Genomic DNA, 24,105 nt, shown 5'->3' with positions numbered 1-24,105 from the left:
ATATGCCCATGAGCGTTGTTGTCACACTTCCTGCAAGAGTGTTTGCAGCTCCTCCTGCGTGGGAAGATAGGTCATGTACTGGGCGGCGAAGACCTGCTTTTCATCTTCGGGCAGCGTATAACGGACGACCGCGTCGTTTTTCTCCGCGCAGAGGACGATACCCACCGGAGGGTTATCCCCGGGATTCATCAACTCACGGGTGTAGTAATTGACATACATCTGCATCTGCCCCAAATCCTGATGGGTCAGCTCCCCGGATTTAAGGTCTATTAAAACGAAACAGCGGGCCAGGTAATTGTAAAAGACCAGGTCGATGTAGAAATGCTTGTCGTCGAAGGAGATACGCTTCTGTCGCGCGACGAAGGCGAAGCCTTTCCCGAGTTCGAGCATCAAGCGCTGCAAGCGGCTGATGAGCAGTTGCTCCAGATCGGTTTCCAGAAAATGCTCTCCCTGGGGGATACCGAGAAACTCCAGGATATACGGGTCGCGGATGATCTCTTTGGGTTCGACACGCCCGGGTTCGGTACGGGAAATCTCCTCTTTCACGGCTTTCTTGTCTCGGCTGGCCAGCAAGCGGTCATAGAAAAGCGTGTTGATTTGGCGGTCGAGCTGCCGGACACTCCAGTTTTCCTTGACGCACTCGTGCAGGTAAAAATCACGGGCGGCATCGCCCGACACCTTGAGAAGCGTGCGGCAATGCGACCAGCTCAATTTATCACACAGCGTGTGATATTTCGGGTAGCACTGGTAAAACTGCCTCATGTACCGCAGGTTGGTGGCCGTGAACCCGTTTCCGAACTCCGCCACGAGCCGCCTGGAAAGGGTGTTGATGACAGCCTTGCCATATCCGGCACGGCCGGTTCCCTGCTGCTCGTACTCCACTATATATTTCCCTACCTGCCAGTAAGCCCTCACGAGGGTCGAATTGACATGATGTATCACCTTCGCGCGCGCTTCCTGCAAGATATGGCGCACGTTATGCAGTAGCTCTTCCTCCCCTTTGTCGGCAGGATATATTTTATCTGTTTCTTTCATTGTTCATTATTATATAGGCTTCCAAGTGCAAACATACTGATTTTACGGCAAATATCGAACGGTTGTACCGCCTTGTCGTGCCTTATTCCATGTATCTCCGCGTTTTTCCATGACGCCGGACTCTCGGGACAGGGCCTAACCGGAACCGGCAGGACGATCCTTTTTCAGCTTGCGGAAATTACTGAAGTTACGCTCGATGAACCGCAGGACGTCCGATTCCCGGTAGAAGGTCTTGTGATAGATCATCTCGTAAGGCAGCTCTCCCGAGGTGCGGTAACGCTGGAGTGTGCGCTTGCTGATATTGAGCATACGGCACAGGTCGTAATTGTCCAGAAGACGCTCCCCGTCAGGCAGGATGGAAAGCGGTTGCTCCACGTCCCCCGCGCACAGCTTCTCAATACGTTCCAGCCGTTCCGAGAGCCGCTGCATCCATCCGTCGAAATATTCCTTATCCAGAAACACGGCCTACTCCTTTGGTCGGTTTTTGCGCCGCACGGAACGCTCCTTCAGCACACGGCGGATTTCCGTGAGGGAATAATACAGCTTCCGGTTGATGGCCGAATAGGTGATCACGTGATCCGAGCGGAGGCGTTGAAGGGTACGCCCGCTGATGCCCAGGTAACGGCAGACCTGCTCGCCGTCCATCCATTCGTCGTTTATATACTCCTTATTCCATGCACGCCCCTTTTCAGGGAGAGAGGCGATTGCAGCCTCTATTTTCTCTATACGCCCGACAAGCTCGTTATAGGCTCGCGAACCGATCACTATGATTTTCATACTCCTTTGTTTTTTAGTCTGTTACAAAGGTCGGGCTTATATGGACAGCTTAAAACGAGGTCGGTACGACTTTTTTTTGATAATTTGCAGTGAACTGATTCTCAACGGTTCATGCGGTGAAGAAGGCAGTGTTTTTTACCGAAATCCGCGGCCCGTACTCGGTATTTTTATTGGCAGAAATGCGATAGCATACTGTGATTCAACGCTTAACGGTGTTCTAATCCGGACGGGGCTACAACGGAACACCCGTATCGGCTCCTTATACGGGTGCAAATACGGGCGTTCGGGAAAGTTCCTTTCGAGAGTTACGGGGGAAAACCGACCTCGGTTCTTTTGTTATATACAACGCTGATTATCAGTGCTTCTATAAGAAATAGAGTGCTTTACCGGTTCATGTTCTACTCGGAATTGCCGTTTTTCTTGTTTCGCTTCCACGTCTGCATACGTTTAAGCAGGGCCTCTTTCGCCTTGTCAAGCCACGGTGTCGGGTTGTTTCGGATTTTCATATCGCAGAATGTCCTCGAAAGGTTCATGTCGAGGTGTACGTTGAAAGCGTTGGAAATGTAGCTGGCAAGTTGCGTGAGTGGCACATTGCCGAAACAGCCTTTACTGTCGAGCAGGTAAATAAGTTCCGTCAGATCCGTCTTCGAGTCCTGCCATGTCGGACGCACGTCAGGCAATGGCAGAACCATGTTCCGGAGGTTCGTGCTCTCCAGTGATTCCAATTCGCCCATAAGATAAACCGACAACATATCGTTGGCCAGGATTTTCGCCACCTTGAAATCCGCGTTTGTCGAAAACTGCGGGTCGAGTTCATAGTAGAAGGTTTCCAGGTATTGCTCCGTGTCGGTCTGCCCGCGCAGGAAATAGAGGCTGTCCAGGTGTGTGGCGCCGCTGCGGAAATAGCGGATAAAGTCGAGGCGTTTCTGCGTGTACGCGTTGATGGCCCGAACATGGGCGTCCAGGTACTCCCGTTGTGCCTCGATACTTCCTACCGGACGGTTCATCTCGATATTGTAGAGCTTGCGGTAATAGATCAGACGGCAAAAAAGACGGGGTTTGATTTCTTTGAAGAACTTTATTTCCTCGTCATCGTTTTGAAAACGGTAGCCGATGATATATTGTTTCAAACGGTCGAACGCTTCTCCCAGGACACGTGACGCTTCAAGCGACTTTTTCAACACGTCGGTATCCCGCGATTCGATACGTTCGATACTCCGCAGGACTTCGCTGTTTAATTTTTCTATAAATGCAATCATAATCCGTCTTGTTACTTTCGCGTATAAAGTTAGCGAATCGAAAAACCGGCGGATTACGATTTTTATCTTTCTCTTCGTTTTTTTATCACGGAGCCGATTTTAATGTCAAATCCGGCTTTCCTGACGGATGGAAGTGGGATTGCTCCCCATATTCCGCTTGCAAAAGTCCGTAAAGTGGGATTGGGCGGAGAAACCGCACATGTAGGCTATTTCCTGCAACGTGTAGTGTGTCGTCCGCAGCAACTCCCCGATACGTTCGATACGGCGCTGACGCAACCACGAGGAGGCCGAGCAGCCGAAAACCCGCTGGAAACGCCGGCGGAAGGTAATCGTGCTGGAATACCCGCAAACCCCAGCGAGTTCCGTGACGTTATCCGAGGCAAGATAATTCGATTTGACACGGGAGATGAACTCGTAATCGTCCCCCAGGTGCAACAGCTCCTCGAACTCCCCGACATCGGCGGGAGTGAGATGTTCATAAGAGGCGTCGAGCATTTTCAGCATGACAGCAGCGTTACATTCAACGGGCATACCCAATGTCTTACGGGCTTCACGCAGGTAATTCTTGAACCGCAGCCGCAGCGTGTCGTGATGCGGGTAGGAACACTGGGACAGAATGGTGCAGACCGTCCGCAGTTCATCGACACAACAGTAGCCGAAATACCACGTTACAAGACGCTCGACGTAATGGACGGCATGAAACTCCTCCGAAAGCATCAGAAGAAGCAGGAACGGGGTGAAATCCTGGTATTCCCCCGTTATGGGACGGGGTGCTTCGTCAAGCAAGGAGGCAATGTCCCGCATCAGAAGAGAATCTCCCGAGTACGCTTTTATTTGTTCGGAACTGCGGGCATAATCCCGGTAACGCGATATGACCGCCGACAAAGCATTGAACTTCACGGCGTGAACGCCTTCTATAAAGGAAGGGCGAAGACTGTTGTAAATGGATAAGTCGGTTTGCATAAGTCATTTCTATAAAACGGAGCCGCATCCCCTTGTTGCCAAAGCTCCGCAAGTCGTTACTTATGAACCGCTTGGAACACGGTACGAATCCTAATTACAAATATATCGTATCCGACAATCCGGAACAAATATCAGCAGGCAAAAATGAAAATAAACCTCGTTATTTTTGATTTTTACCTGCAATAATATTATATTTGCAAACAAATAAGAGTTGTTTGACAGCATGAGAAATATAGTGTATCAAAGCACTTTACCAATTTCTTATCCGTTGCCTATTCTCATGCGAGTTTCTTTTAATCTATTTGTAGTCAATTAAATACCTTCAGACTACATCAAATATAACAAAATGAAAGCAAATCACAACCCAGATTGTTATGTATTGTTTTGCATCTAAGTTGCTTCTAATGGCTCAAAGATACTAAAATGAAAGCAAATCACAACGTCAACATCTATAACGTCCCATTTGAATACGTTGCTTCTAATGGCTCAAAGATACTAAAATGAAAGCAAATCACAACTTGATGGCGGTAAGGGTTGTTACTGTCTTCGTTGCTTCTAATGGCTCAAAGATACTAAAATGAAAGCAAATCACAACATCATACAGTAAGTATGCATTATCATCAATGTTGCTTCTAATGGCTCAAAGATACTAAAATGAAAGCAAATCACAACTGCGAGGACGGTGATCCCCGCTCCATACGCGTTGCTTCTAATGGCTCAAAGATACTAAAATGAAAGCAAATCACAACCCAATCGCCACAAGGTTAGTAGTATCTATCGTTGCTTCTAATGGCTCAAAGATACTAAAATGAAAGCAAATCACAACTGCTTCTTGCAGGCTGATAATACCGCTGACGTTGCTTCTAATGGCTCAAAGATACTAAAATGAAAGCAAATCACAACGGAAGACGATGAGTAGATTACAGCATAAGAGTTGCTTCTAATGGCTCAAAGATACTAAAATGAAAGCAAATCACAACGATAGAAGATGATGGTCCCCTTAGTCTCAGGTTGCTTCTAATGGCTCAAAGATACTAAAATGAAAGCAAATCACAACCAGATGCACTTAGTGAATGGCCTGATTCAAGTTGCTTCTAATGGCTCAAAGATACTAAAATGAAAGCAAATCACAACACAAAGAGAAGACACCCAGTTTTATGGTGAGTTGCTTCTAATGGCTCAAAGATACTAAAATGAAAGCAAATCACAACTGTACCGTCGGTTGGTTCTCGCTTCCCGGAGTTGCTTCTAATGGCTCAAAGATACTAAAATGAAAGCAAATCACAACTTAATGTAGCCGAATAAGTCGCATGAGGATGTTGCTTCTAATGGCTCAAAGATACTAAAATGAAAGCAAATCACAACAATCTGTCATCTTCTTAATATCTCCATTCGGTTGCTTCTAATGGCTCAAAGATACTAAAATGAAAGCAAATCACAACAATAATAACTCAAAACCCGATACTTTTATGGTTGCTTCTAATGGCTCAAAGATACTAAAATGAAAGCAAATCACAACCATTATTCATTAGGGAATTGGTTGGCATACGTTGTTTCTAATGGCTCAAAGATACTAAAATGAAAGCAAATCACAACCCGGGGCACCGCAGAACGAGATGAAGGACCGTTGTTTCTAATGGTTCAAAGATACTAAAATGAAAGCAAATCACAACTTTTTCACAGAAGATGAAATTGCAAATCACAACGGAAACGGCGGCGTGCTTCATACGACTGTCGTTGTTTCTAATGGATCAAAGATACTAAAATGAAACCAAATCACAACCACCCCGGACATAACACGGTTGACGTAGTTGTTGTTTCCAATGGTTCAAAGATACTAAAACAGAAACAAAAAAAACTGAATGAGCGACTATAAATGAGAATTGGCAGAACTGTTTTACATAGGTAGATTCTTTGCATGAGGACATAGGGCATATTGGATTCTAAGCTGGTTAAGATAGTTCTATATTATATTTTGTTATCATTACTTGAAATAATTAATTTTAGGGGCGAAAATTCAGATGAAAAATCATATTTCGTCTTTTTCTTCGTCTTTTACCAGGCTTTTTTGAAAAAGTTATCTGATTGTTTTTTGGTATGCAATTCTGGGCGTCCCATTTGAAACATAAACCGTTCCACAGCGGACAAACCCGTTCCGCGTGAGGAGGTTTTGCATGATAATATTGTCCTTATGTGTATCCGCGCGTAAACTGGGATATTGCTTGGCGCACCAACTTAAACAAATATCACCGATACCCTTATAACTTCCATCGGAGGCGATGCGATGAATGACGTAATAGGGCTCGTCATTCAACCAGGCTCCATCTTCGATAATGGCATAAAAAGGATCGGGACTCGGAACAAAGCAGAATGTCCCAACGATTTTTCCATCCTTATCTTCACATACATAGCAATGTCCGTCGGTGATTTCTTTGGCTATCAATTCACGCGAAGGGTAACCGTTGATCCACTGGTTACCGTTTCCTACAGATGCCATAAAGTTACGGGCATGATCGAATATCTCCATCAGGCGGTCTAAGTCTGAAAGCTGGCTGGGACGAATTTGTATCATATATGTAAACCTGTTAAGTTGCTTATTCCGGAATACAAAAGTACATGATTATTTTGATAAATGATAATTTATCACCTTACCACTTTATCACTCTTTTCTTTTTCCTTTCATTAGAAATTCTTCAAAGAATGTGTCGCGGTAGCTGTTGCCTATGGCAATCTCATAATTGCCTATATAGATGTCATTGTTATCAAACGAATCAATGTGCCGGGTGTTGACGATATACGATTTGTTTACCCGGAGGAACATATCCTGAGGCAGGAGTTCGGAGATACCTTTCATATTCATGCGGGTGATGATGCGCTGCTCCGGTAATTGAAGGATTACATAATCTTTCAATCCTTCGATGAAAAGAATATCGGCATAGTTCACCTTGAAGTATTTTCGTTCGGACTTGACGAAGAAATACTCGGAAGATACATTGGTTTCAAGGGCTTCTTTCTCTTCCTTCATCAATAGCGAATGATAGGAGAGAGCTTTTAGCACAGCCTTCTGAAAACGTTCCGCTTCTATAGGCTTTACCAAATAGTCGATGGCATCAACCTCATAGCTGTCCAGTGCATACTCCGTATAGGCAGTGGTAAAGATAATGAGTGTCCGTTTGGAGACGGTGTGTGCGAATTCTATGCCGGTGATACCGGGCATCTGAATATCCAGAAAAATAAGGTCGACAGAATGTTCTTCCATAAACCGTGCGGCAGACATAGCACTGTTGAACATGCCCAGTAAGCTAAGTTCTTTGTTTTCTTCTACCAGCATTTCCATGGCTTCGCGTGCCAGGGGCTCATCGTCTATGATAATACAATTCATAAATTCAGTTTTAGAGTTACTGTATATTGATTTTCCGTTTCCGCCACTTCCAGAAGATAGCGACCGGGATATAATAGCTCAAGTCTTCGGCGGATATTTGTCAGCCCGATACCGCCTACCCGGCTTTTGGCGATTGCGACGGCAGGCTTGGAATTCTCGCAATGAAATTCCAGACGATTATTATCAATCTTAAAGAAAAGATGGACGTATGACGGGTGTTCGCTGTCAAAGTTATGCTTCACGGCATTCTCTACAAATGGAATGAAAAGCAATGCCGGTAACTGTATAGCATCAATCTCTCCCTCTTCCGTAATACTGTAATCGAAGTGGTCGCGCCGTATCCTTTCCAGATTGAGATAATCATTCAGAAAACGGATATCCGAACGGAGAGGCACATGTTCGCGGAAGTTGTCATTCATCTGATAGCGCAATAAATCCTCAAGTTTGAATAATACTTGTGATGCCTCGGCAGGATTCTTGCGAATGAGCACATTGGCATTATTCAGCATATTGAATAAGAAGTGCGGATTTATCTGGTTTTTGAGAAATCTCAGTTCCGAGTGCAGGGTGGCGGATTGCAGTTCATCTACCCGCTGGTTATAAAGTATCCAGTGACGGAGCAAGAGAATGGCGGACATCCCGGCTACGGTAAATCCCATTGCCAGCACCCCCGATATGGCATTTATCAGGATAGGAATCAGCTCGGAATGGACCGCGGTAGTCGTAACCTCAACAGTGAGAATCTGAAATACTGCTACAGCCACAATGATTACCAGGCTCACCAAAAGTACCCCGAACGCATACGTCAACAGACGGTTTTTTAGCAGGAAGCGGGGAAACAACCAATATAGGTTGATATAGAAAACCGCATCAATAGAAATAAAGTAAATAGCCCAGCCGAGTAACCTTTGCGGAAATGCAAGCGGGCGTATAGGCTCATTCCAGAGCATATTCACTGTGATAAGAAATACTACAAATTGCAGGAACAGGTGCCTCGCCACCCGATATTGGGGAGCGAGCAGGAAATGGGTGAAGCGATTACCGGTCATTTTCCACCCCCTTTCAGTTCAAGCCGGATGCTTTGACAGTTTACCTCCAACTGATATTGTTCTCCATATTGCAAGTCGAGACGTTGCCGGATTTTGTTCAGTTCCTGATTATCTTCCAGGCAAGGAACGGATGTCTGACAATTAAACAGGATAGTATCATTCTCTGCTTCCAGGTTGATTTCAATGGAGGTCGGTTGCATCTCCTGTGCTTCTGTTTGCTTTACAGCATACTGTATGAACGGAATAAAGAGCAAAGGAAATATAAACGTACGTCCGGTTTCTCCGGATGCATTGATCCGGAAGTCAAACTTGCCGGAAACAAGCTGTTCCAGTTCCAGATAGTTCGTGAGAAATTTGATTTCCGTATTCAGCAAAACCTTCTCCCGGTTGCAGTCGTACAACTGATAACGGAGTATTTGGCTCAGTTTCATCAGCATCTTTGAAGCTTTCCCCGGATTCACCAATGCTTGTTCTCCCGAATAATGAAGTACCCGGAACAACATCGAAGGACTAATTTGTTCTTTCAGGTGTTCTATTTCAGACTGTAACCTGATTTTCTCCAATTGCATTACACGCTGGTTTTCTAGTATCCACAACCGCAACAGAACGGTCATACTACCACCGATAATACTAAGGAGCGTCAGCGGGAAAGAAGAAAGATAATCCATCACAAGTGCCACTTTGGGATATCCGGTAAAAATATTAGGTACGCCCAGGATGGATGATACCATGTATTCTTGTGTGGCCTGTAAGGCAAACACCACTATTAAACCGCCCGACAAGTAGAGGATATACGTCAGATATTTCTGTTTGAGCAGATAGCGGGGTGTCAGGTAAAGCAGATTGAAATAGAAAAGGGAACCATACAGTACAAACAAATTGAATATGAGCAGATATATCCACTTACCCAACGCCTCTGTTGACCCCCGCAGAGTGAACAATACCAAATTGCTGGCTATGACAAGCAGTGCTACAATGAGCGTTGCATGTCTGGCCGGCCGGAGGCGTGGACTGACCAGAAATCGGTATAGGAAAGAATTGTCATTGCTTATGATAGGTATTGTTTTCATTGGAATCCTTTTTAATTAGGACAACGAAGATAGAATAAATTCATGGATAATAGAGTTTTCTCAATAACTAAAACTCTATTTTATAACTGATATTAGTTAACCCCGTTTTCTGTTCGCTGGCCTCTATCTTCTCGGTTTTTATATTATAAAGGTGTTGGATGTACTCTTTGGCTCCCGTAAAATTGATACCTTTTATGGCAAATTCATGAGAAACGCGGCGCTTGTTGATACGATAACTCACCGTATAATTACCGATTAGCATCGGCGAACGCTGTATGGAGTATGCCCGCGTTTCATCATACTGAACTTCTTTGTCGGGATGCGCCATAGTTGCTTCCACATCAATCGGGGCATATCGTTCTCCGCCCTGCAATGTCATTTTCAGGTTGACGCTAAGGATATTTTGCTTGTTGCGTCCCAGCATCCATTCTTTGCCTATTAATCCATTTAATACATATTTCCGGTTGAAGCGTGTGTTGTGCCACACTCCGTCGCCGCCACGGTAGCGCGAGTCAAATAAGGAAGCTGTCACCATATAATAAAGCCCTTTGCTTAGTGCACGTTCCCAAGTAATGTCTACTCCTATATTTCGTCCGCGACCTTTGTTCACCAACGTGTTTTCTATGAAGAAATCATTTCGGTTAAGGACAGAGAAAGAACTGTCGCGCATGACAGGGACATCGTACAGGAATTGTACATAAGGTTCTATTTTCAGGCTCATGTTATTCGAAATCTTATAAGCGAACGAGAACATCAGGTGATGTGCTTTCGTAAAGTCGAGATCTTTATTCACAGACTCGTTGTCTGTGCTTTGTGTTTTTACAAAATACACATCGAGCTTTTCCATGCGGCTGTACATACCATAAGCCAGTGCGAAAGAAGTTTTTGTATTTGCTTGGTATTTCAGGCCGGCACGTGGTTCCAGAGTCCAGTGATTATTCAAGGTGAGTAATTGTCCGTTTAAACCGAAGTTCAGGCTCAGCCGGTCACTCATTCCCCATGAAGAACTGTTGTAGGCAGAAATCAGACTGGTGTTTCCGTCTCCTTTGGATATTACGTCCAGCGGTTTATCTATGAAGGGAGCGAGTCTCAAATTCATGTTGTAGAACATTTGCGTATATGTGAATCCGGTCTTGTTTGTGAAGCGGGTGCTTATCTTCCGGTTCAGTGAAGAAGTCAGTATCAGGTTGGTGCTTCTGCTATATTGGTCAAGGAAAGGTGCGGCGTTTAGTTCTCGGTCAAAACTTTCCTGAAAGGCTTCCTGGTCGGAATAAGTGCTGGCAAGAGTCGTTTTCAGCAAGGTGTTTTCGTCAAAGAAGTAGCGGTGCGTGATGCCTCCGGCTGCCATGTATTGGGTGGAATGTGCTTGCGCTGCGTCTTCCAGATAGTCCCATTTGTCGGGGTTCTTGTCGAACGAACTTTTATATTTATCAATGAGGGCAGTTCCCCATACAGAGAAAGTTCCGGCACTGCGGGTAGGGAAGTTCAGTTTGAAGTTCAGATCCTGATAATCCATCTTTCCGCCCAAGTCTACATTGAGTAATCCCGTGGTGGAATAGCGGTAGTTGAAGATATAGGAAGCCTTATGCTTCTTGCTTAACGGACCTTCGGAAGCGAAGTCTATTCCCATGATGCCGACCTGAAAGGTATTTTCATTCTTCTGATTGTTTCCGTTGCGCAATTTCATGTCGAACACACCGGAAACAGCATTACCGTATTCTGCCGGAAAGGCTCCCGTGAAGAAGTCCGAATTGCCCAATACCTGTGCGCTGAGTGATGAAAGGATTCCTCCACCCAGAGTTGCAATATCAGCAAAATGGTTGGGATTGGGAATTTCCACGTCTTCTAGTCGCCACTGCAATAAGTGAGGCGCATTGCCATGAATGGATATACCATTATTAGAAACACTCGGTGCCACTCCGGCAAATGAAGCCACCAGCCGGGCAGGGTCATCGAATCCGCCTGCATAGCGGCTTGCCTCCTCTACACTGAGCATACGGGCTCCCGTAACAGACATTTTGTTCATAGCCTCGTCACGGTTGTTGGCACGGACTACAACTTCATTCAGCTCATTGACGTTTTCGCGCATAGCTATTTCCAGATAAACTTCCTTGGCAGAGGTCACCAGGATTTCGCGTATGATTGCCGGTTCATATCCCATGAAAGAAGATTCCACCGAATGACGCCCTACCGGAACTTTGGGCAGTGTGAAACGGCCAAGGCTGTCGCACACTGCTCCTAAATCCGGTATATCTGTCAGGCGTACGGTGGCGTAGGGAATGGGGTGTCCGGATGCCCGGTCATTTACAACACCACGCAGAGTTTGTACTGGTCGTTCCTGAGCGAAACAACAAACTGAAAAAAACAATGTTATGATTACTACTACTTTAGTCTTATCCATCTTTATCTGTTTTGATTGATTGCGACAAAGATAGATTGCCTCCATACGCTATTTCTCCTTTTGAGACGAAGCGGACGGGTTTGTAGACAAAAGCAGGTTTTTCATGCAATTTATTTCTCTCAGGAATTCCTTGTCATGCGATACTGCAATGACCGTTCCCGCATAGTCCCGGATAGTTGCCGTAATGATTTCGATGCTTTCAATATCCAGATTATTGGTTGGTTCATCCAGAATAAAAGCATCCGGAGTATTATCCGCAATCATCAGGCAGCAGAAGGAAAGACGCATCTTTTCTCCGCCGCTAAGCAGTGAGCAAGATTTGTTCCAGGTGGCTACCGGAAAAAGATAACGGTTTAGTATCGTTTTTAATTCATGTTCCGGCAACAGACGGCGGTTGAAATGCTCTGCCTGTTCCAATATACTGAGTTCATTCCGGATAAGGGAGTACTCCTGATCCAGATAAACGAAACTGAAATCAATCCGTTCCAGACTTCCGCTTCCGGCAGAGAGTGCCCCGCAAATAAGTTTCAGCAGTGTTGTTTTGCCACTGCCATTATTGCCTTCAATGCAGAAGCGGTCGCCGCTTTTCAATTGGAAACTGAGTGGTTCCTGCCACATGGAATGTTCGGCATCAGGGTACTGGAAGTTCATTTCCGTAGCCGTGACCAGTATCTTGCCTTCATGTAAGGCAGAGGCACTGAAATTGGTTTTCAACTTCTCGGCAAGTGGAATAGCGCTTCGGATACTTTGCATCTCCTGTTGCAGCTTTTCCGATTTCTCGGCATGCACGCTCTTTAGTTTGTTGGTGCTTACCTCTGCTTTGTCTTTCATGGCGCCCATCATAATTCGTGGGATACCTTTCTTTATAGCGGCTTTTTCTCCCCGCACATTTTGTTTCGCTTTCTGTTCCGCCAATTCGCGGGCTGTTTTCCGAGCAAGGCGCAAGGCTTTCTGCTTTTCCTCCATCTGTTCCTGCAAAGCATTGAGCTGGATACTTTTCTGCTCTTTGAAGAAGTCGTAATTTCCACCGTAATGTGTCAGTCCGTTGGAAGATAACTCGCAAATGGTGGGAAGCAAATTTAGTAATGTGCGGTCATGGCTGATGATGAGAACGGCGGCAGAAGTACGTTGCACAAATTCATACAGACGCTTTCTGCCTGCCGTATCCAGATGATTCGTAGGCTCGTCCAGTAGAACAGCGGTAGGAGAGTGCAGCTCCATACCGGCAAGGAAGATGCGTGTTTTTTCTCCGCCGCTGAGGCCATCCATCAAGCGGGAGAGAGAAGTACCACTCATTCCCCATGCTGCTAGGGCGGCTTGGGCACGTTCTTCAATATTCCAGTCATCGTCCAGCGTGGTGAAATGCTTTTCGGATACATCTCCATTTAATATGGCATGCAGCGCTTCCAGTTTATGGTCTATCCTTAAAGCCTGTGCGATAGTCCGGTTGTCGTATTGGCCGAAATGTTGAGGCACATAATAAAGATGTTCGGGACGGGTGACTGTTCCGCCCACAGGCGATAAATCTCCTGCAATAATCCGCATCAGGGTAGACTTTCCGCAACCGTTGTTCCCGGTCAGCGCCATTTTGTCTCCCGGATTGACGGTCAGGTTTAAGTGTTGAAACAAGACTTCCTTGTCAGAATGGACATAGCTAAGGTCTCTGATAATAATACTCATGATAAATACTGTGTTAAGGGAGTGAATAACGGGATAAAATCTCGGAAACTTCCATGAAGGAAGTCATTGGGAGGGGACAGACAAACACAGCACGGGCTAAACATCTACATTCGGGATGCTCAGCGTTCTGAATAATAAAGCATATAAAAGGTGATGTTTACCGAAGGGTTTGTCTTTACTTAGAAATTCTCATCGTAGCAATTATTAGTTAGTGAGTGCAAAGATATGCATTTCTTTTGAAAGACACAAATTACCTTTTATTCCATAGAAGAAGCATCGAATGACAGAGGTAATAATGTTCCTACACTCTTCATTTCATAAATTCCCTTTTTACCATAAAGAAGGATGCGCATAGGCTGTTTGAAACGTTTTTCCGTTTCGAGCATCACTTGGCGACAGGCACCGCAGGGTGGAATAGGCTCATCAAGGAAATCCCTTTCATTGCGTGCGGCAATGGCGAGGGTTTCTACCGGCTGGTCGGGATATTGCGAATTGGCATAAAACAAAGTGGTACGCTCAGCGCATAGCCCCGACGGGTAAGCAGCATTCTCCTGATTCGTACCTGTGACGATTGTACCGTCTGCCAGTCGTGCGGCAGCGCCTACCGAGAAGTGCGAATAGGGTGCATAACTGCGTTTGGTTGCTTCGCGTGCCGCATCCATCAGTTCACGGTCGGCGTCACTTAACTCATTATATTCGTATATTTTAATGTCAATTTGTAATGTCAAATCTTTCATAAGGCAGTAAGGTATATTGTAATTAATGTTACAAAGTTAGAAAAGAGATTGGTAAATCCAATTCTTTTTAAGATTTTTGTGTCCTCAACTTATACTGCTATGAACAGAATGAACGCTATTAGACTTACCGCAATCCTGGCACTCCTTGTTTGTGCCGTTGCCGCCCAGGCGCAGCGTCGGAATGCCCGTTACGTAGAATATATAGAAAAGTATGCTCCACTTGCCGTGCAGCAGATGAAGGAGCACAAGATACCTGCCAGTATTACTCTGGCACAAGGGCTTCTGGAAAGTGGTGCCGGACAGAGTGCACTGGCCCGCAAAAGTAACAATCACTTTGGCATCAAGTGCGGCAGCAACTGGCGCGGACGCACAGTGCGGCACGATGACGATGCGCGTAATGAATGTTTCCGTGCTTACAGCAATCCTCGAGACTCTTACGAAGATCATTCCGCTTTCCTGAAACGGGGTGCCCGTTATGCCTTCTTGTTCGATCTGAAAATTACGGATTATAAAGGCTGGGCACGTGGTCTGAAAAAGGCCGGATATGCAACAGACCCTTCTTATGCCAACCGCTTGATTACGATTATTGAAGATTATGATCTTTATAAGTACGATAGTCGTGGTATGAGCAACCGTGAAAACCGTAATTGGGAGAAGGAGTTGAAGAAGAAACCTTGGCTTGCCAAGCCACATCAGGTATATATAGCTAATGATATAGCCTATGTCGTAGCTCGTGATGGCGATACCTTCCGCTTTCTGGGCAAAGAGTTCGATATTAGTTGGAAGAAGTTGGTGAAGTATAATGACCTGCATAAGGACTACACTTTGGAAGCCGGTGACATTATCTATCTGAAAGCAAAAAAGAAGAAAGCCTCCAAGCCGCATACTGTTTATATTGTGAGAGACGGTGATTCCATGCATACCATTTCGCAAAAATATGGCATACGTTTAAAGAACTTGTATAAGATGAACCGGAAAGATGCTGAGTATATTCCGGAAGTGGGAGACAGGTTAAGGCTAAGATAAGAGGAAATTCTGATTAGCATAAAGGGGGAATAGATTCTACTTATCACAGATTAGAACCTCTTCCCCTAACCAACTAACATTAGCACCGCATCCAACTAATCTCAGCACCGCAGTCAACTAATAATTTCTTGCCTAATTATTATTCATACAACAGATGTTGTAAGAAACTTCTATAATTAATGTAAGAAACTTACATAGTTATTGTAGGAAACAAGAATATTTATGGTAAGAATATTTTTTAGTATCCGAGATATTAGTTTGTTGCATCTCAGACATTAGTTTGTAGGCACTTCAATATTAGTTTGTTGAGTTGGCACTCAACTTTCCCTTCATAGGCTCGTTGGTATGTTGAAAACGAAATATAGTAAAATGAATATATGGAGATAAAGACAATCGATTTTGATTTTTCCGTTTGTAAAGTAAATGATGTTTCAAGTCTAAACCTGAAAGCAGAATATTGTTTTATAGGAAAGACTGATGAAGAAATTTCTTTGGTTTGTATTACTGGAGATGTTCCGGACAACGTTGTTGAAAGGGAAGATGGCTGGAAAGCATTTCGTATCCAAGGCGTCTTGGATTTCTCGTTAATCGGGATATTATCTTCGATTGCCGCCTTACTAGCGGAAAATAAAATAGGTATTTTTGTGGTCTCAACCTACAATACTGATTATGTCCTGACAAAAGCAGAAAATTTTGTGAAAGCATTGGAGCTTTTATCTGATGCCGGATATAGTATTATTTAGTTTTATCAAAAGATAAAGTTAGTTACGGAGAGGTTTTTGGTTTATCCGAAAATGTACAGGGTGTTCGATATCGGACACCCTTCTTTTTTATCTATCTGCTTGTTATCAGTTATTTACATTTTTGGCACGCATTTAGTATATATAAATAATGTGAATAATATTCTTGTTCGTTTTTGAAAAGCGAGCGGGAGCTGAAAACTGATAAAATAATAAATAACTCAATATTCAACATGGACAGAGAAATACCAAAAGCAGTGCGTAACAAAGAACGCAACAAGAAAATTATCCGTTACGGCGGTATCGGCGTGGCAAGTATAATCGTTATCAGTGTACTCATTTCATTGATGCGTACAGGAGTGAAAACAAAAGACCTGGTACTTTCCACAGTAGATAAGGGTACGATTGAAGTCAGTGTAAGCGCATCGGGAAAAGTGGTGCCGGCTTTCGAAGAGATTATTAATTCGCCTATCAACACCCGCATCGTCGAGATATATAAGAAAGGTGGCGATAGCGTGGATGTAGGTACGCCGATTCTGAAACTCGACTTGCAAAGTGTAGAGACAGACTATAAGAAGCTATTGGACGAGGAACAGATGCGCAGCTACAAATTGGATCAGCTGCGGGTGAACAACCAAACTAAACTGAATGACTTGTCTATGAAGATTAAAGTTTCCGCCATGCAACTGAACCGTAAGAAAGTGGAATTGCGTAACGAGCAATATCTTGACAGTCTGGGTTCGGGAACTACGGATAAAGTACGTCAGGCAGAGCTTAGCTATAATGTAGCCCAGTTGGAGTATGAACAGTTGAAACAGCAGTATGATAATGAAAAAGAAGTGCTTGCTGCCGAATATAAAGTTCAGGAGCTGGATTTCAGTATCTTCCGTAAAGGTCTTGCCGAGATGAAGCGCACGCTGGATGATGCACAGGTTCGCTCTCCGCGCAAAGCTATCCTTACCTATATTAATAACCAAATCGGTGCACAGGTTTCTCAGGGAAGCCAGCTTGCTGTGATTTCCGATCTTAGTCATTTCAAAGTAGAAGGTGAAATTGCAGATACTTATGGTGACCGCGTGGCAGCCGGTGGTAAGGCAATTGTGAAGATTGGTAGTGAAAAACTGGAAGGTACGGTAAGCAGTGTGACGCCGTTATCAAAGAATGGAGTGATTTCTTTCACAGTACAGTTGAACGAGGACAATAATCGCCGTTTGCGTTCGGGTTTGAAGACAGATGTATATGTGATGAATGCTGTGAAAGAAGACGTGATGCGTATTGCCAATGCTTCTTATTATGTAGGGCGTGGTGAGTATGACCTTTTTGTGCGTACTTCGGATAAGGAAATCGTGAAGCGTAAAGTGCAACTGGGTGATAGCAACTTCGAGTTTGTAGAGGTTATCAGTGGCTTACAGTCGGGCGATCAGGTAGTAGTGAGTGACATGAGTCAGTATAAAAACAAAAATAAGCTGAAGTTGAATTAGCCTAAATAATTTAGGATATGCTGAGAATATATTTAAAGCAAGCGTGGAGTCTGCTGAAAGAAAATCCGCTGGTTAGCGGACTTTCTATTGCAGGAACGGCACTGGCCATTACCGCTGTAATGATGATTATTCTTGTGATACAGGTGCGTCTGGCTGAATATGCGCCGGAGACGGAGCGTGGTCGTATGTTGCACATCATTGCAACCCGTTCTTTCATGAAGAGTAATGATGGAAACTGGAACAACGGCGGAATGGGAAAACGGGTAGTACGCGAGCTTTTCTATAATCTGAAAACTCCGCAGGAGGTGAGCGGCTATGCCCGTAGCACGGTGTCTGTCAGTTCGGTTGCTAAGCGTACCTTTACCAAATACCGGGCTACTTATACAGACGACCGCTTTTGGAAAATATTCGATTATACATTTCTGGATGGTACTCCTTTTACTTATGAAGATAATGAAAGTGGCATCCGCAAAGCGGTTATCAGTGAGAAACTGGCACGGCGTCTTTTCGGAAAAACAGAGGCGAAAGGTCAACCGCTACTTATCAATCGGACAGAATATACGGTATGTGGTGTAGTGAAAAATGTGCCCCGTACTGCCCGTTATGCTTATTCGGATGTATGGTTGCCTTATAATTCCAGTGCCGGTATGGAAACGGCTGCCAATGTTTATGAAGGATTGGTGGGATCTTTCAATGTTGTGATGTTGGCATATCGTACCGACGATTTTACCGCTGTCCGTGCAGAAGTGGAACAAGCCACTAAACAACTGAATGCGAATACGTCAGAATATGGCGTTAGTTTCTTTAATGGACCGATGAGTAATCTGGATATGGTAGTTACCAATAATAATGGCTTTATTAATGAAATTCCGTATGGTAATTGGTTTTTGCGGCAAGGTAGCTTCGTATTTTTCCTGCTATTGCTTCCGGCACTCAACATGGTTGGCATTACGCTGACTAATTTTCGTAAGCGGCGTGCAGAGATAGGAGTCCGTAAAGCATTCGGAGCAACAACGGGTAATGTTTTCCGTCAGGTTATTGATGAGAATCTCATTATCACTTTTATTGGCGGTATATTCGGATTGGTACTCTCCATTGGGGTTTTGTTGCTGACGCGTGATATCTTTTTCCCGTCGGGTACGGAATTCAACGTGGAAATGCTGATACGTCCGGAAACGTTTCTGATAACTTTGCTTTTCATTTTCCTGCTGAATTTGTTGTGTGCCGGTATTCCTGCCTGGCGTGCCGGAAAGTATAACATTGTCAAATCGTTGAATAATCAAGAATAAACCATGATACGTCATCTCATTACCCTGATATGGAACCAGCGCAAACAGAATGGTTGGATATTTGCCGAACTGGCATTGGTTCTACTGGCTGTCTTTATGATAACGGATGCCGGTTATAGCAAGTATACTCTTTATAACGAGCCTTTAGGTTACGACATCAGTCGTTGCTGGCGGCTTCATCTGGAAGAAAAAGAACCTGGGAATGAAGGCTATACAGGCGAAGACGAACGCGGAGCGAAATGTTGGGAACGTATCACGGAACTGACTCAACGCTTAATGAATACTGGTGAGGTGGAAGCTGTAGGATGTAGCTTTTATAGTTGCCCGTACAGTCAGGGCAATTCATGGACGAACATCGAGCCGATTGGTGTTGATAGTGTCAATGCCTATTCTGAGTCTTTACACCGCCAATTGGGTGATGTCGGCTTTTTTGAAGTTTTCAGTATCCATGATGTGAACGGAAAACATATCCGTGAACTGGAAAACCCGGCAAAAGATGAAGTAATTCTTACGGAGAGGGTAGCGCAAAGGTTTTTCGGAGAAAAGGAACCTCGCGGCCAGTTGGTTAACACCGGTGAACTGGATGGTACCCCTGTGCTGGCTGTTGCACCAACTATTCGTGAGAATGATTTTGAACCGGCTACCCCCACGTTCTATATCAAAGTTTCGGGTTCTACGATGGAAGACCTTTTCGGTTGGTATCGTCCCTCTTCATTGGAATATTCATTGCGCATGAAGCATGATATGACACAGGCTGAGATGGAAGAATGGCTTGCCTCTCTGGGTGAGCGGTTGACGTCCGGCAATATCTATGTAAATGCCGTAACAGGTTTTGAAGAAATGCGTGCCGACCGGATCGATTATGTGGTAACAGATTGGCAAATGGTGCAACTCATTGTTGCGTTTCTGTTGCTGAATGTATTTTTCGGTGTTACCGGAACTTTCTGGATGCGTACACAGGCACGCCGTTCGGAAACTGGATTGCGTATGGCTGTCGGCGCATCAAAGGGAAGGATTGTATTTTGGCTTAATGCGGAGGGGTTATTGATTCTGTTGCTGGCTTTGGTTCCTATAGCTATTATTGTACTCAACTTTCGCCATATGGATTTACTGAGTGCGGAAGTTCCTTATACGGCAGGTCGCTGGATTGTAGAATTTGCTATTTCATTGGGAATTTTGGCAGCGATGATTATGTTGGGCATTGCAGTGCCGGCACGCTGGATTATGAAAGAACAGCCGGCCGAAGCATTGCATCACGAATAAACAAACGTAATATATTCAGGGATGATAAAAATTTATTTGAAACAAGCTTGGGTTTTGTTGAAGCAGAATCCGCTTTTCAGTACCCTTTACATCGTTGGTACAGGACTGGCTATTGCTATGACTATGATTATGGCTGTGGTTTATTATGTTAAGATTGCTCCGGTGTATCCGGAGGTGAATCGTATGAATACGCTGTATCTTTCTAATTCACGTTTTCAGAAGGGGACGGAACAGAATAAGCATACGTATCAGTGGGCTGTGTCATACAAGGCATTACAAGATTGGTTTTATCCGTTGCAAAATGCTGCCGTAGTATCCGGGACTTTGGATAATGACATGTCAGATAACAGTTATATTCAACCTGCCGACCGGAGTGGGGATTTTCAGGTAAATTTGAAATTGACTGACCCGAATTTCTTCCGTATCTATTCTTTTCAGTTTTTGGAAGGGAAAGCCTTTACGCAGTCTGACCTCGAAAGTGGCATTTATACAGCAGTCATAACCGAAGATTTAGCCCGCCGTTTATTTGGTACTTCCGAAGGAGTGGTGGGACAAACATTCAGTCTGAATTATATTAATTACCGTGTATGTGGCGTGGTGCGTAGCGCCAGTTATCTGACTCATAAATCTTATGCCCAAATCTATGCACCCTATAGTGTTTCACCGGGATATCGTGAACCTAAATACGGTCTTCCTTATCTGGGTGCTTTTTATATTACTTTCCTTGTAAAAGATGATGCGCAGGCGGATGCACTGCGTGCCGAGATACAGGAAATTGTCCGCAAAGAAAACCTGATGCATCCTGATGACTGGACTGTGGACTTTTGGGAACAACCCACCTCTCATCTGGTTAAGGTTTTCCAGTCTTATGCCAGTGAAAAACTGGATGTATGGGCCACGATACGCTATTTTTTGTTGATTCTGCTTGTGTTGTTGGTGGTGCCTGCTCTCAATTTGAGCGGTATGATAGCAAGCCGCATGGAGAACCGTTTGCCGGAAATGGGGGTACGTAAATCGTTTGGCGCAGGGCGCAACGGATTGCTCTCTCAAGTGATGTGGGAGAATCTGCTATTGACTTTGCTGGGCGGCCTGTTAGGATTATTGTTGGCTTGGCTGGCGCTTTACATTTTTCGTGAATGGGTGTTTACTGTGTTCGACCGCTGGCCTGATACCGTGCCCGAAGGAATAAATGTCCGCGTTTCCGGTGAAATGTTATTTGCTCCGGCGGTATTTGCTTCGGCTCTGGTATTATGCATTGCATTGAACTTACTGTCGGCATTGATACCGGCATGGTCTTCACTGCGAAAACCGATTATATATTCATTGAATGAAAAAAGATAAAGACTATGCTGAAACTTATATTGAAAAATCTTTGGGCGCGTCGTCGCCGCAATGGTTGGTTGCTGGCGGAATTAATCTTGGTGAGTATCGTTTCCTGGATTATCCTCGATCCGGTTGTTGTTGTGACTCACGACCGCAATATTCCTTTGGGATATGATGCAGACCGTCTTTGTCTAATCTCGCTTAGTACTCTGCAACCGCAGGCACCCGGTTATGATGAACAGGCGGAAGATTCTGCTGTGATTATAAATTCTTATCTGAACCTTGTACGTCTTGTAGAAAATTATGCCGGAGTAGAATCTGCTACACCCGTATTGGGCTTTTGTTTTCCCAATTCCCAAGGTAATAGTAATAGTCAGCTTCGTGCTGAAGGTGATACGATTGATATGACGGTGATGGCTATGTATTTTCTGCCGCATAGCCGATTCTTTGAAACTTACGGTTTCCGTCCCGGACAGGGCATGACGCCGGAGCAATTGTCTGATTACAACTATACACAGAGTGATATTGTGCTGACAGAGAATGCTGTTGAACAGTTATTCCATACAAAAAATGTGTATGGTAAGCGTTGTTGGTACCGGCAAGGAAGTGATACGGTTCATATATCCGTTACCGGTGCGGTGGGGACTTTTAAAACTTACAGCGAGTGGCGTCCTGTGGCAGTGAAGTTCATTCCTTTACTCTCCATTGATATGGAAGATACTGCCGAAGATGCGCGCATACTTCTACGGCTGAAAGAAGGAGTCAGTATGAAACATTTCTTACATGAATTCCAGCCATGGATGGTCAAGGAATTGCGTGCCGGTAATCTTTTTGCCCGTAGTGTGAAGTCGTATGATAAACTGATAGAGGATAGTGAGGCCAGTGGTGCTACGGCTATCTATCGCCGTAACCTGGCAATGGCAGCTTTCTTTTTAATTAACCTGTGTCTGGGTGTTATTGGTACTTTCTGGTTGCAGACACGTACACGCCGTGAAGAAGTAGGGGTGATACTTTCCTTTGGTGGTACACCGGGACATATCATGCGCCTGCTAATGGGTGAAGGAGTAGTGCTGACATTTATAGCTGTACTTACGGGGTGCTTGCTTTATTTACAATATGCACTTAAGGAAGGGTTGGAGAAAGGGAGTGGCTGGATTAAAAGTACAGAGACCTACTGGGTGACAGATTTTGCGCAGCATTTCTTTATAGTATCGCTCCTTGTTTTCTTTATCATGATGGTAGTGGTATTAGCTGGTATCTATATTCCTGCCCGCAAGATAAGTCGCATACCGCCGACAGAGGCTTTGCGTGATGAGTAAATAGAAATAACTATACTATGATTAAACTTTATCTGAAACAAGCCTGGACGCTGATAAAGCAGCATCGTCTCTTTACCGGTATCTATGTGGTGGGTACGGGGCTTTCAATAGCCCTCACCATGACCATGTTCATCATCTTTTACGTGAAGTTCGCAGCTATATATCCGGAGTATAACCGCGACCGGATGATCGTATTGAAAATGATGAAATCTTATCCTAAGGATAATGACAAGAGTTGGAACTGTTCCAATGTCAATTACGATGTAGTGAAAATGTTGCAGAACTTGCCACATTTGGACGCTATCGGTGCTGCATCAAGGAACTATCGCGAAAATTATGTGGAAGTTCCTGATAACAATGAGCCTGTCGGCATTGCCCCGCTTTATACCGATGCAGGGTTTTGGCAGGTCTTTACATTTCGTTTCTTGTATGGAAAGCCTTTTACGCAAGCAGATGTTGATGCAAAACGTAGGGAAGTGGTTGTTCCGGTAAGTCTGGCAAGACGGTTGCTTGCTACGGATGATGTGGTAGGCAGACGTTTCAAGATGGATGCGCAGGAGTACCGGATTTGCGGTGTGGTTGAGGATGTTTCTGCCGCTACACCTTCTTCTGTTGGAGATTTATGGATGCCGATAACGCTTAACTCCTGGATTGTGTCGGACAATACAGGAAAATTGGTAGGCAATACGGAAATATACATGACGGCTCCTATTGCTGCGGATAAAGAAGCCCTGAAAGAAGAAGTGCGTGAAGTTTTCAGGAAGTACAATCTTGCTGCTCCTAAATATATGAACGACCTTATGGATCAGCCCGATGATTACTGGATCAGCACATTCCGGGTAAATTCTTGCGGAGCTCCTGACTTGGCATCCGAGTTGAGAGTATATCTTTATATGTTGCTTGCCCTGCTTTTCATTCCTGCCATGAACCTGAGCGGTATGATGTCTTCACGCATGGACGAACGCCTTTCTGAATTGGGAGTACGCAAAACCTATGGCGCTACTAACGGAAGCCTTATAGGACAAGTGCTGTGGGAAAATCTTCTGCTCACCTGTATAGGCGGTTTGCTCGGCCTGCTGATATCTTATCTGATTGTGCTGACGGCAAGCGATTGGATACTGACTCTTTTTGACAGTTATACGGATGTTGAGAAGACGCCTTTTCTTTCATTCGAGATGCTTTTCAATCCGATGGTTTTCTGTACGGCATTCGGACTTTGTGTGTTGCTTAACCTCATATCTGCACTTATTCCTGCGGTATGGGCATTGCGCCGGAATATAATTCAATCGTTGAACTCTAAACGTTAATATG

The 24,105-nt window shown here is 44.6% G+C and carries 20 protein-coding genes and 1 CRISPR repeat array; of the genes, 8 read left to right on the top strand and 12 right to left on the bottom strand.

What is annotated here, in order from left to right:
- Positions 1-21 precede the first annotated feature (21 nt).
- The 12 genes from HMPREF9447_RS22795 to cdd all read right to left on the bottom strand — a co-directional run bounded on the left by HMPREF9447_RS22795 (position 22) and on the right by cdd (position 14,353).
- The gene (locus tag HMPREF9447_RS22795) at positions 22-1,035 is read right to left on the bottom strand and encodes a PDDEXK nuclease domain-containing protein (protein ID WP_004319206.1); all 1,014 of its coding nucleotides are present in this window, start codon (positions 1,033-1,035) and stop codon (positions 22-24) included.
- 135 nt (positions 1,036-1,170) lie between these two features.
- Positions 1,171-1,497 (bottom strand): helix-turn-helix domain-containing protein, encoded by a 327-nt coding sequence (locus HMPREF9447_RS22790; RefSeq protein WP_004295487.1) that lies wholly within the window; start codon positions 1,495-1,497, stop codon positions 1,171-1,173.
- A gap of 3 nt (positions 1,498-1,500) precedes the next feature.
- Positions 1,501-1,812, bottom strand: a complete 312-nt coding sequence (locus HMPREF9447_RS22785; protein ID WP_004303820.1) for a helix-turn-helix domain-containing protein — start codon at positions 1,810-1,812, stop codon at positions 1,501-1,503.
- A 398-nt stretch (positions 1,813-2,210) separates the two neighbouring features.
- A complete protein-coding gene (locus HMPREF9447_RS22780) occupies positions 2,211-3,071 on the bottom strand; it encodes an RteC domain-containing protein (RefSeq protein ID WP_004295489.1) in 861 nt (286 codons plus the stop codon).
- Between the two features lie 105 nt (positions 3,072-3,176).
- The gene (locus HMPREF9447_RS29340) at positions 3,177-4,034 is read right to left on the bottom strand and encodes a helix-turn-helix transcriptional regulator (RefSeq protein WP_044214406.1); all 858 of its coding nucleotides are present in this window, start codon (positions 4,032-4,034) and stop codon (positions 3,177-3,179) included.
- A 394-nt stretch (positions 4,035-4,428) separates the two neighbouring features.
- Positions 4,429-5,817: direct repeats of the CRISPR family, unit length 47 nt; unit sequence GTTGCTTCTAATGGCTCAAAGATACTAAAATGAAAGCAAATCACAAC.
- A gap of 294 nt (positions 5,818-6,111) precedes the next feature.
- Positions 6,112-6,606: a GNAT family N-acetyltransferase gene (locus tag HMPREF9447_RS22770; RefSeq protein WP_009132142.1), complete on the bottom strand. Its 495-nt coding sequence runs from the start codon at positions 6,604-6,606 to the stop codon at positions 6,112-6,114.
- Between the two features lie 87 nt (positions 6,607-6,693).
- Positions 6,694-7,416 (bottom strand): LytR/AlgR family response regulator transcription factor, encoded by a 723-nt coding sequence (locus HMPREF9447_RS22765; RefSeq protein ID WP_009132141.1) that lies wholly within the window; start codon positions 7,414-7,416, stop codon positions 6,694-6,696.
- Positions 7,413-8,465: a sensor histidine kinase gene (locus HMPREF9447_RS22760; RefSeq protein WP_009132140.1), complete on the bottom strand. Its 1,053-nt coding sequence runs from the start codon at positions 8,463-8,465 to the stop codon at positions 7,413-7,415. Before HMPREF9447_RS22760 ends, HMPREF9447_RS22765 begins: the two co-directional genes overlap by 4 nt.
- Positions 8,462-9,535 carry a sensor histidine kinase gene (locus HMPREF9447_RS22755; RefSeq protein ID WP_009132139.1) on the bottom strand — a complete coding sequence of 358 codons (1,074 nt, stop codon included), beginning with the start codon at positions 9,533-9,535 and terminating at the stop codon, positions 8,462-8,464. Before HMPREF9447_RS22755 ends, HMPREF9447_RS22760 begins: the two co-directional genes overlap by 4 nt.
- Before the next feature lie 67 nt (positions 9,536-9,602).
- A complete protein-coding gene (locus tag HMPREF9447_RS22750) occupies positions 9,603-11,936 on the bottom strand; it encodes a TonB-dependent receptor (protein ID WP_009132138.1) in 2,334 nt (777 codons plus the stop codon).
- Positions 11,937-11,984: 48 nt separating this feature from the next.
- On the bottom strand, positions 11,985-13,616 hold the full coding sequence (locus HMPREF9447_RS22745; RefSeq protein WP_009132137.1) for an ABC-F family ATP-binding cassette domain-containing protein: 1,632 nt from the start codon (positions 13,614-13,616) through the stop codon (positions 11,985-11,987).
- 257 nt (positions 13,617-13,873) lie between these two features.
- Positions 13,874-14,353 (bottom strand): cytidine deaminase, encoded by a 480-nt coding sequence (gene cdd, locus HMPREF9447_RS22740; RefSeq protein WP_009132136.1) that lies wholly within the window; start codon positions 14,351-14,353, stop codon positions 13,874-13,876.
- Between the two features lie 108 nt (positions 14,354-14,461).
- Between cdd and HMPREF9447_RS22735 the strand changes: the two genes are divergently transcribed.
- The 8 genes from HMPREF9447_RS22735 (at position 14,462) to HMPREF9447_RS22700 (ending at position 24,101) form a co-directional block, all read left to right on the top strand.
- Positions 14,462-15,379 (top strand): glucosaminidase domain-containing protein, encoded by a 918-nt coding sequence (locus tag HMPREF9447_RS22735; protein WP_085938363.1) that lies wholly within the window; start codon positions 14,462-14,464, stop codon positions 15,377-15,379.
- Between the two features lie 377 nt (positions 15,380-15,756).
- Positions 15,757-16,122 (top strand): ACT domain-containing protein, encoded by a 366-nt coding sequence (locus HMPREF9447_RS22730; protein ID WP_009132134.1) that lies wholly within the window; start codon positions 15,757-15,759, stop codon positions 16,120-16,122.
- A gap of 230 nt (positions 16,123-16,352) precedes the next feature.
- The gene (locus tag HMPREF9447_RS22725) at positions 16,353-17,600 is read left to right on the top strand and encodes an efflux RND transporter periplasmic adaptor subunit (RefSeq protein WP_009132133.1); all 1,248 of its coding nucleotides are present in this window, start codon (positions 16,353-16,355) and stop codon (positions 17,598-17,600) included.
- A gap of 17 nt (positions 17,601-17,617) precedes the next feature.
- A complete protein-coding gene (locus HMPREF9447_RS22720; RefSeq protein ID WP_009132132.1) occupies positions 17,618-18,889 on the top strand; it encodes an ABC transporter permease in 1,272 nt (423 codons plus the stop codon).
- 3 nt (positions 18,890-18,892) lie between these two features.
- On the top strand, positions 18,893-20,152 hold the full coding sequence (locus HMPREF9447_RS22715) for an ABC transporter permease (protein ID WP_009132131.1): 1,260 nt from the start codon (positions 18,893-18,895) through the stop codon (positions 20,150-20,152).
- A gap of 21 nt (positions 20,153-20,173) precedes the next feature.
- Positions 20,174-21,493: an ABC transporter permease gene (locus tag HMPREF9447_RS22710; protein WP_009132130.1), complete on the top strand. Its 1,320-nt coding sequence runs from the start codon at positions 20,174-20,176 to the stop codon at positions 21,491-21,493.
- A gap of 5 nt (positions 21,494-21,498) precedes the next feature.
- Positions 21,499-22,794, top strand: coding sequence for an ABC transporter permease (locus HMPREF9447_RS22705; protein WP_009132129.1), 1,296 nt, complete (start codon positions 21,499-21,501; stop codon positions 22,792-22,794).
- A 17-nt stretch (positions 22,795-22,811) separates the two neighbouring features.
- Entirely contained in the window at positions 22,812-24,101 is a 1,290-nt protein-coding gene (locus HMPREF9447_RS22700) for an ABC transporter permease (RefSeq protein WP_009132128.1), read from the top strand.
- Positions 24,102-24,105: the final 4 nt, after the last annotated feature.

It is taken from the genome of Bacteroides oleiciplenus YIT 12058 (genome assembly GCF_000315485.1).
Classification (GTDB): Bacteria; Bacteroidota; Bacteroidia; order Bacteroidales; family Bacteroidaceae; genus Bacteroides; species Bacteroides oleiciplenus.
Note: the sequence above shows the minus strand (reverse complement) of the source record. Positions and strands in the feature narration are given on the sequence as shown.

Coding starts and splice junctions, on each gene's coding strand:
- HMPREF9447_RS22750 (WP_009132138.1), bottom strand. CDS start 11,936: ATGGATAAGACTAAAGTAGTAGTAATCATAACATTGTTTTTTTCAGTT.
- HMPREF9447_RS22770 (WP_009132142.1), bottom strand. CDS start 6,606: ATGATACAAATTCGTCCCAGCCAGCTTTCAGACTTAGACCGCCTGATG.
- HMPREF9447_RS22715 (WP_009132131.1), top strand. CDS start 18,893: ATGATACGTCATCTCATTACCCTGATATGGAACCAGCGCAAACAGAAT.
- HMPREF9447_RS22700 (WP_009132128.1), top strand. CDS start 22,812: ATGATTAAACTTTATCTGAAACAAGCCTGGACGCTGATAAAGCAGCAT.
- HMPREF9447_RS29340 (WP_044214406.1), bottom strand. CDS start 4,034: ATGCAAACCGACTTATCCATTTACAACAGTCTTCGCCCTTCCTTTATA.
- HMPREF9447_RS22710 (WP_009132130.1), top strand. CDS start 20,174: ATGATAAAAATTTATTTGAAACAAGCTTGGGTTTTGTTGAAGCAGAAT.
- HMPREF9447_RS22735 (WP_085938363.1), top strand. CDS start 14,462: ATGAACGCTATTAGACTTACCGCAATCCTGGCACTCCTTGTTTGTGCC.
- HMPREF9447_RS22780 (WP_004295489.1), bottom strand. CDS start 3,071: ATGATTGCATTTATAGAAAAATTAAACAGCGAAGTCCTGCGGAGTATC.
- HMPREF9447_RS22760 (WP_009132140.1), bottom strand. CDS start 8,465: ATGACCGGTAATCGCTTCACCCATTTCCTGCTCGCTCCCCAATATCGG.
- HMPREF9447_RS22795 (WP_004319206.1), bottom strand. CDS start 1,035: ATGAAAGAAACAGATAAAATATATCCTGCCGACAAAGGGGAGGAAGAG.
- HMPREF9447_RS22725 (WP_009132133.1), top strand. CDS start 16,353: ATGGACAGAGAAATACCAAAAGCAGTGCGTAACAAAGAACGCAACAAG.
- HMPREF9447_RS22785 (WP_004303820.1), bottom strand. CDS start 1,812: ATGAAAATCATAGTGATCGGTTCGCGAGCCTATAACGAGCTTGTCGGG.
- HMPREF9447_RS22730 (WP_009132134.1), top strand. CDS start 15,757: ATGGAGATAAAGACAATCGATTTTGATTTTTCCGTTTGTAAAGTAAAT.
- HMPREF9447_RS22705 (WP_009132129.1), top strand. CDS start 21,499: ATGCTGAAACTTATATTGAAAAATCTTTGGGCGCGTCGTCGCCGCAAT.
- cdd (WP_009132136.1), bottom strand. CDS start 14,353: ATGAAAGATTTGACATTACAAATTGACATTAAAATATACGAATATAAT.
- HMPREF9447_RS22720 (WP_009132132.1), top strand. CDS start 17,618: ATGCTGAGAATATATTTAAAGCAAGCGTGGAGTCTGCTGAAAGAAAAT.
- HMPREF9447_RS22765 (WP_009132141.1), bottom strand. CDS start 7,416: ATGAATTGTATTATCATAGACGATGAGCCCCTGGCACGCGAAGCCATG.
- HMPREF9447_RS22755 (WP_009132139.1), bottom strand. CDS start 9,535: ATGAAAACAATACCTATCATAAGCAATGACAATTCTTTCCTATACCGA.
- HMPREF9447_RS22745 (WP_009132137.1), bottom strand. CDS start 13,616: ATGAGTATTATTATCAGAGACCTTAGCTATGTCCATTCTGACAAGGAA.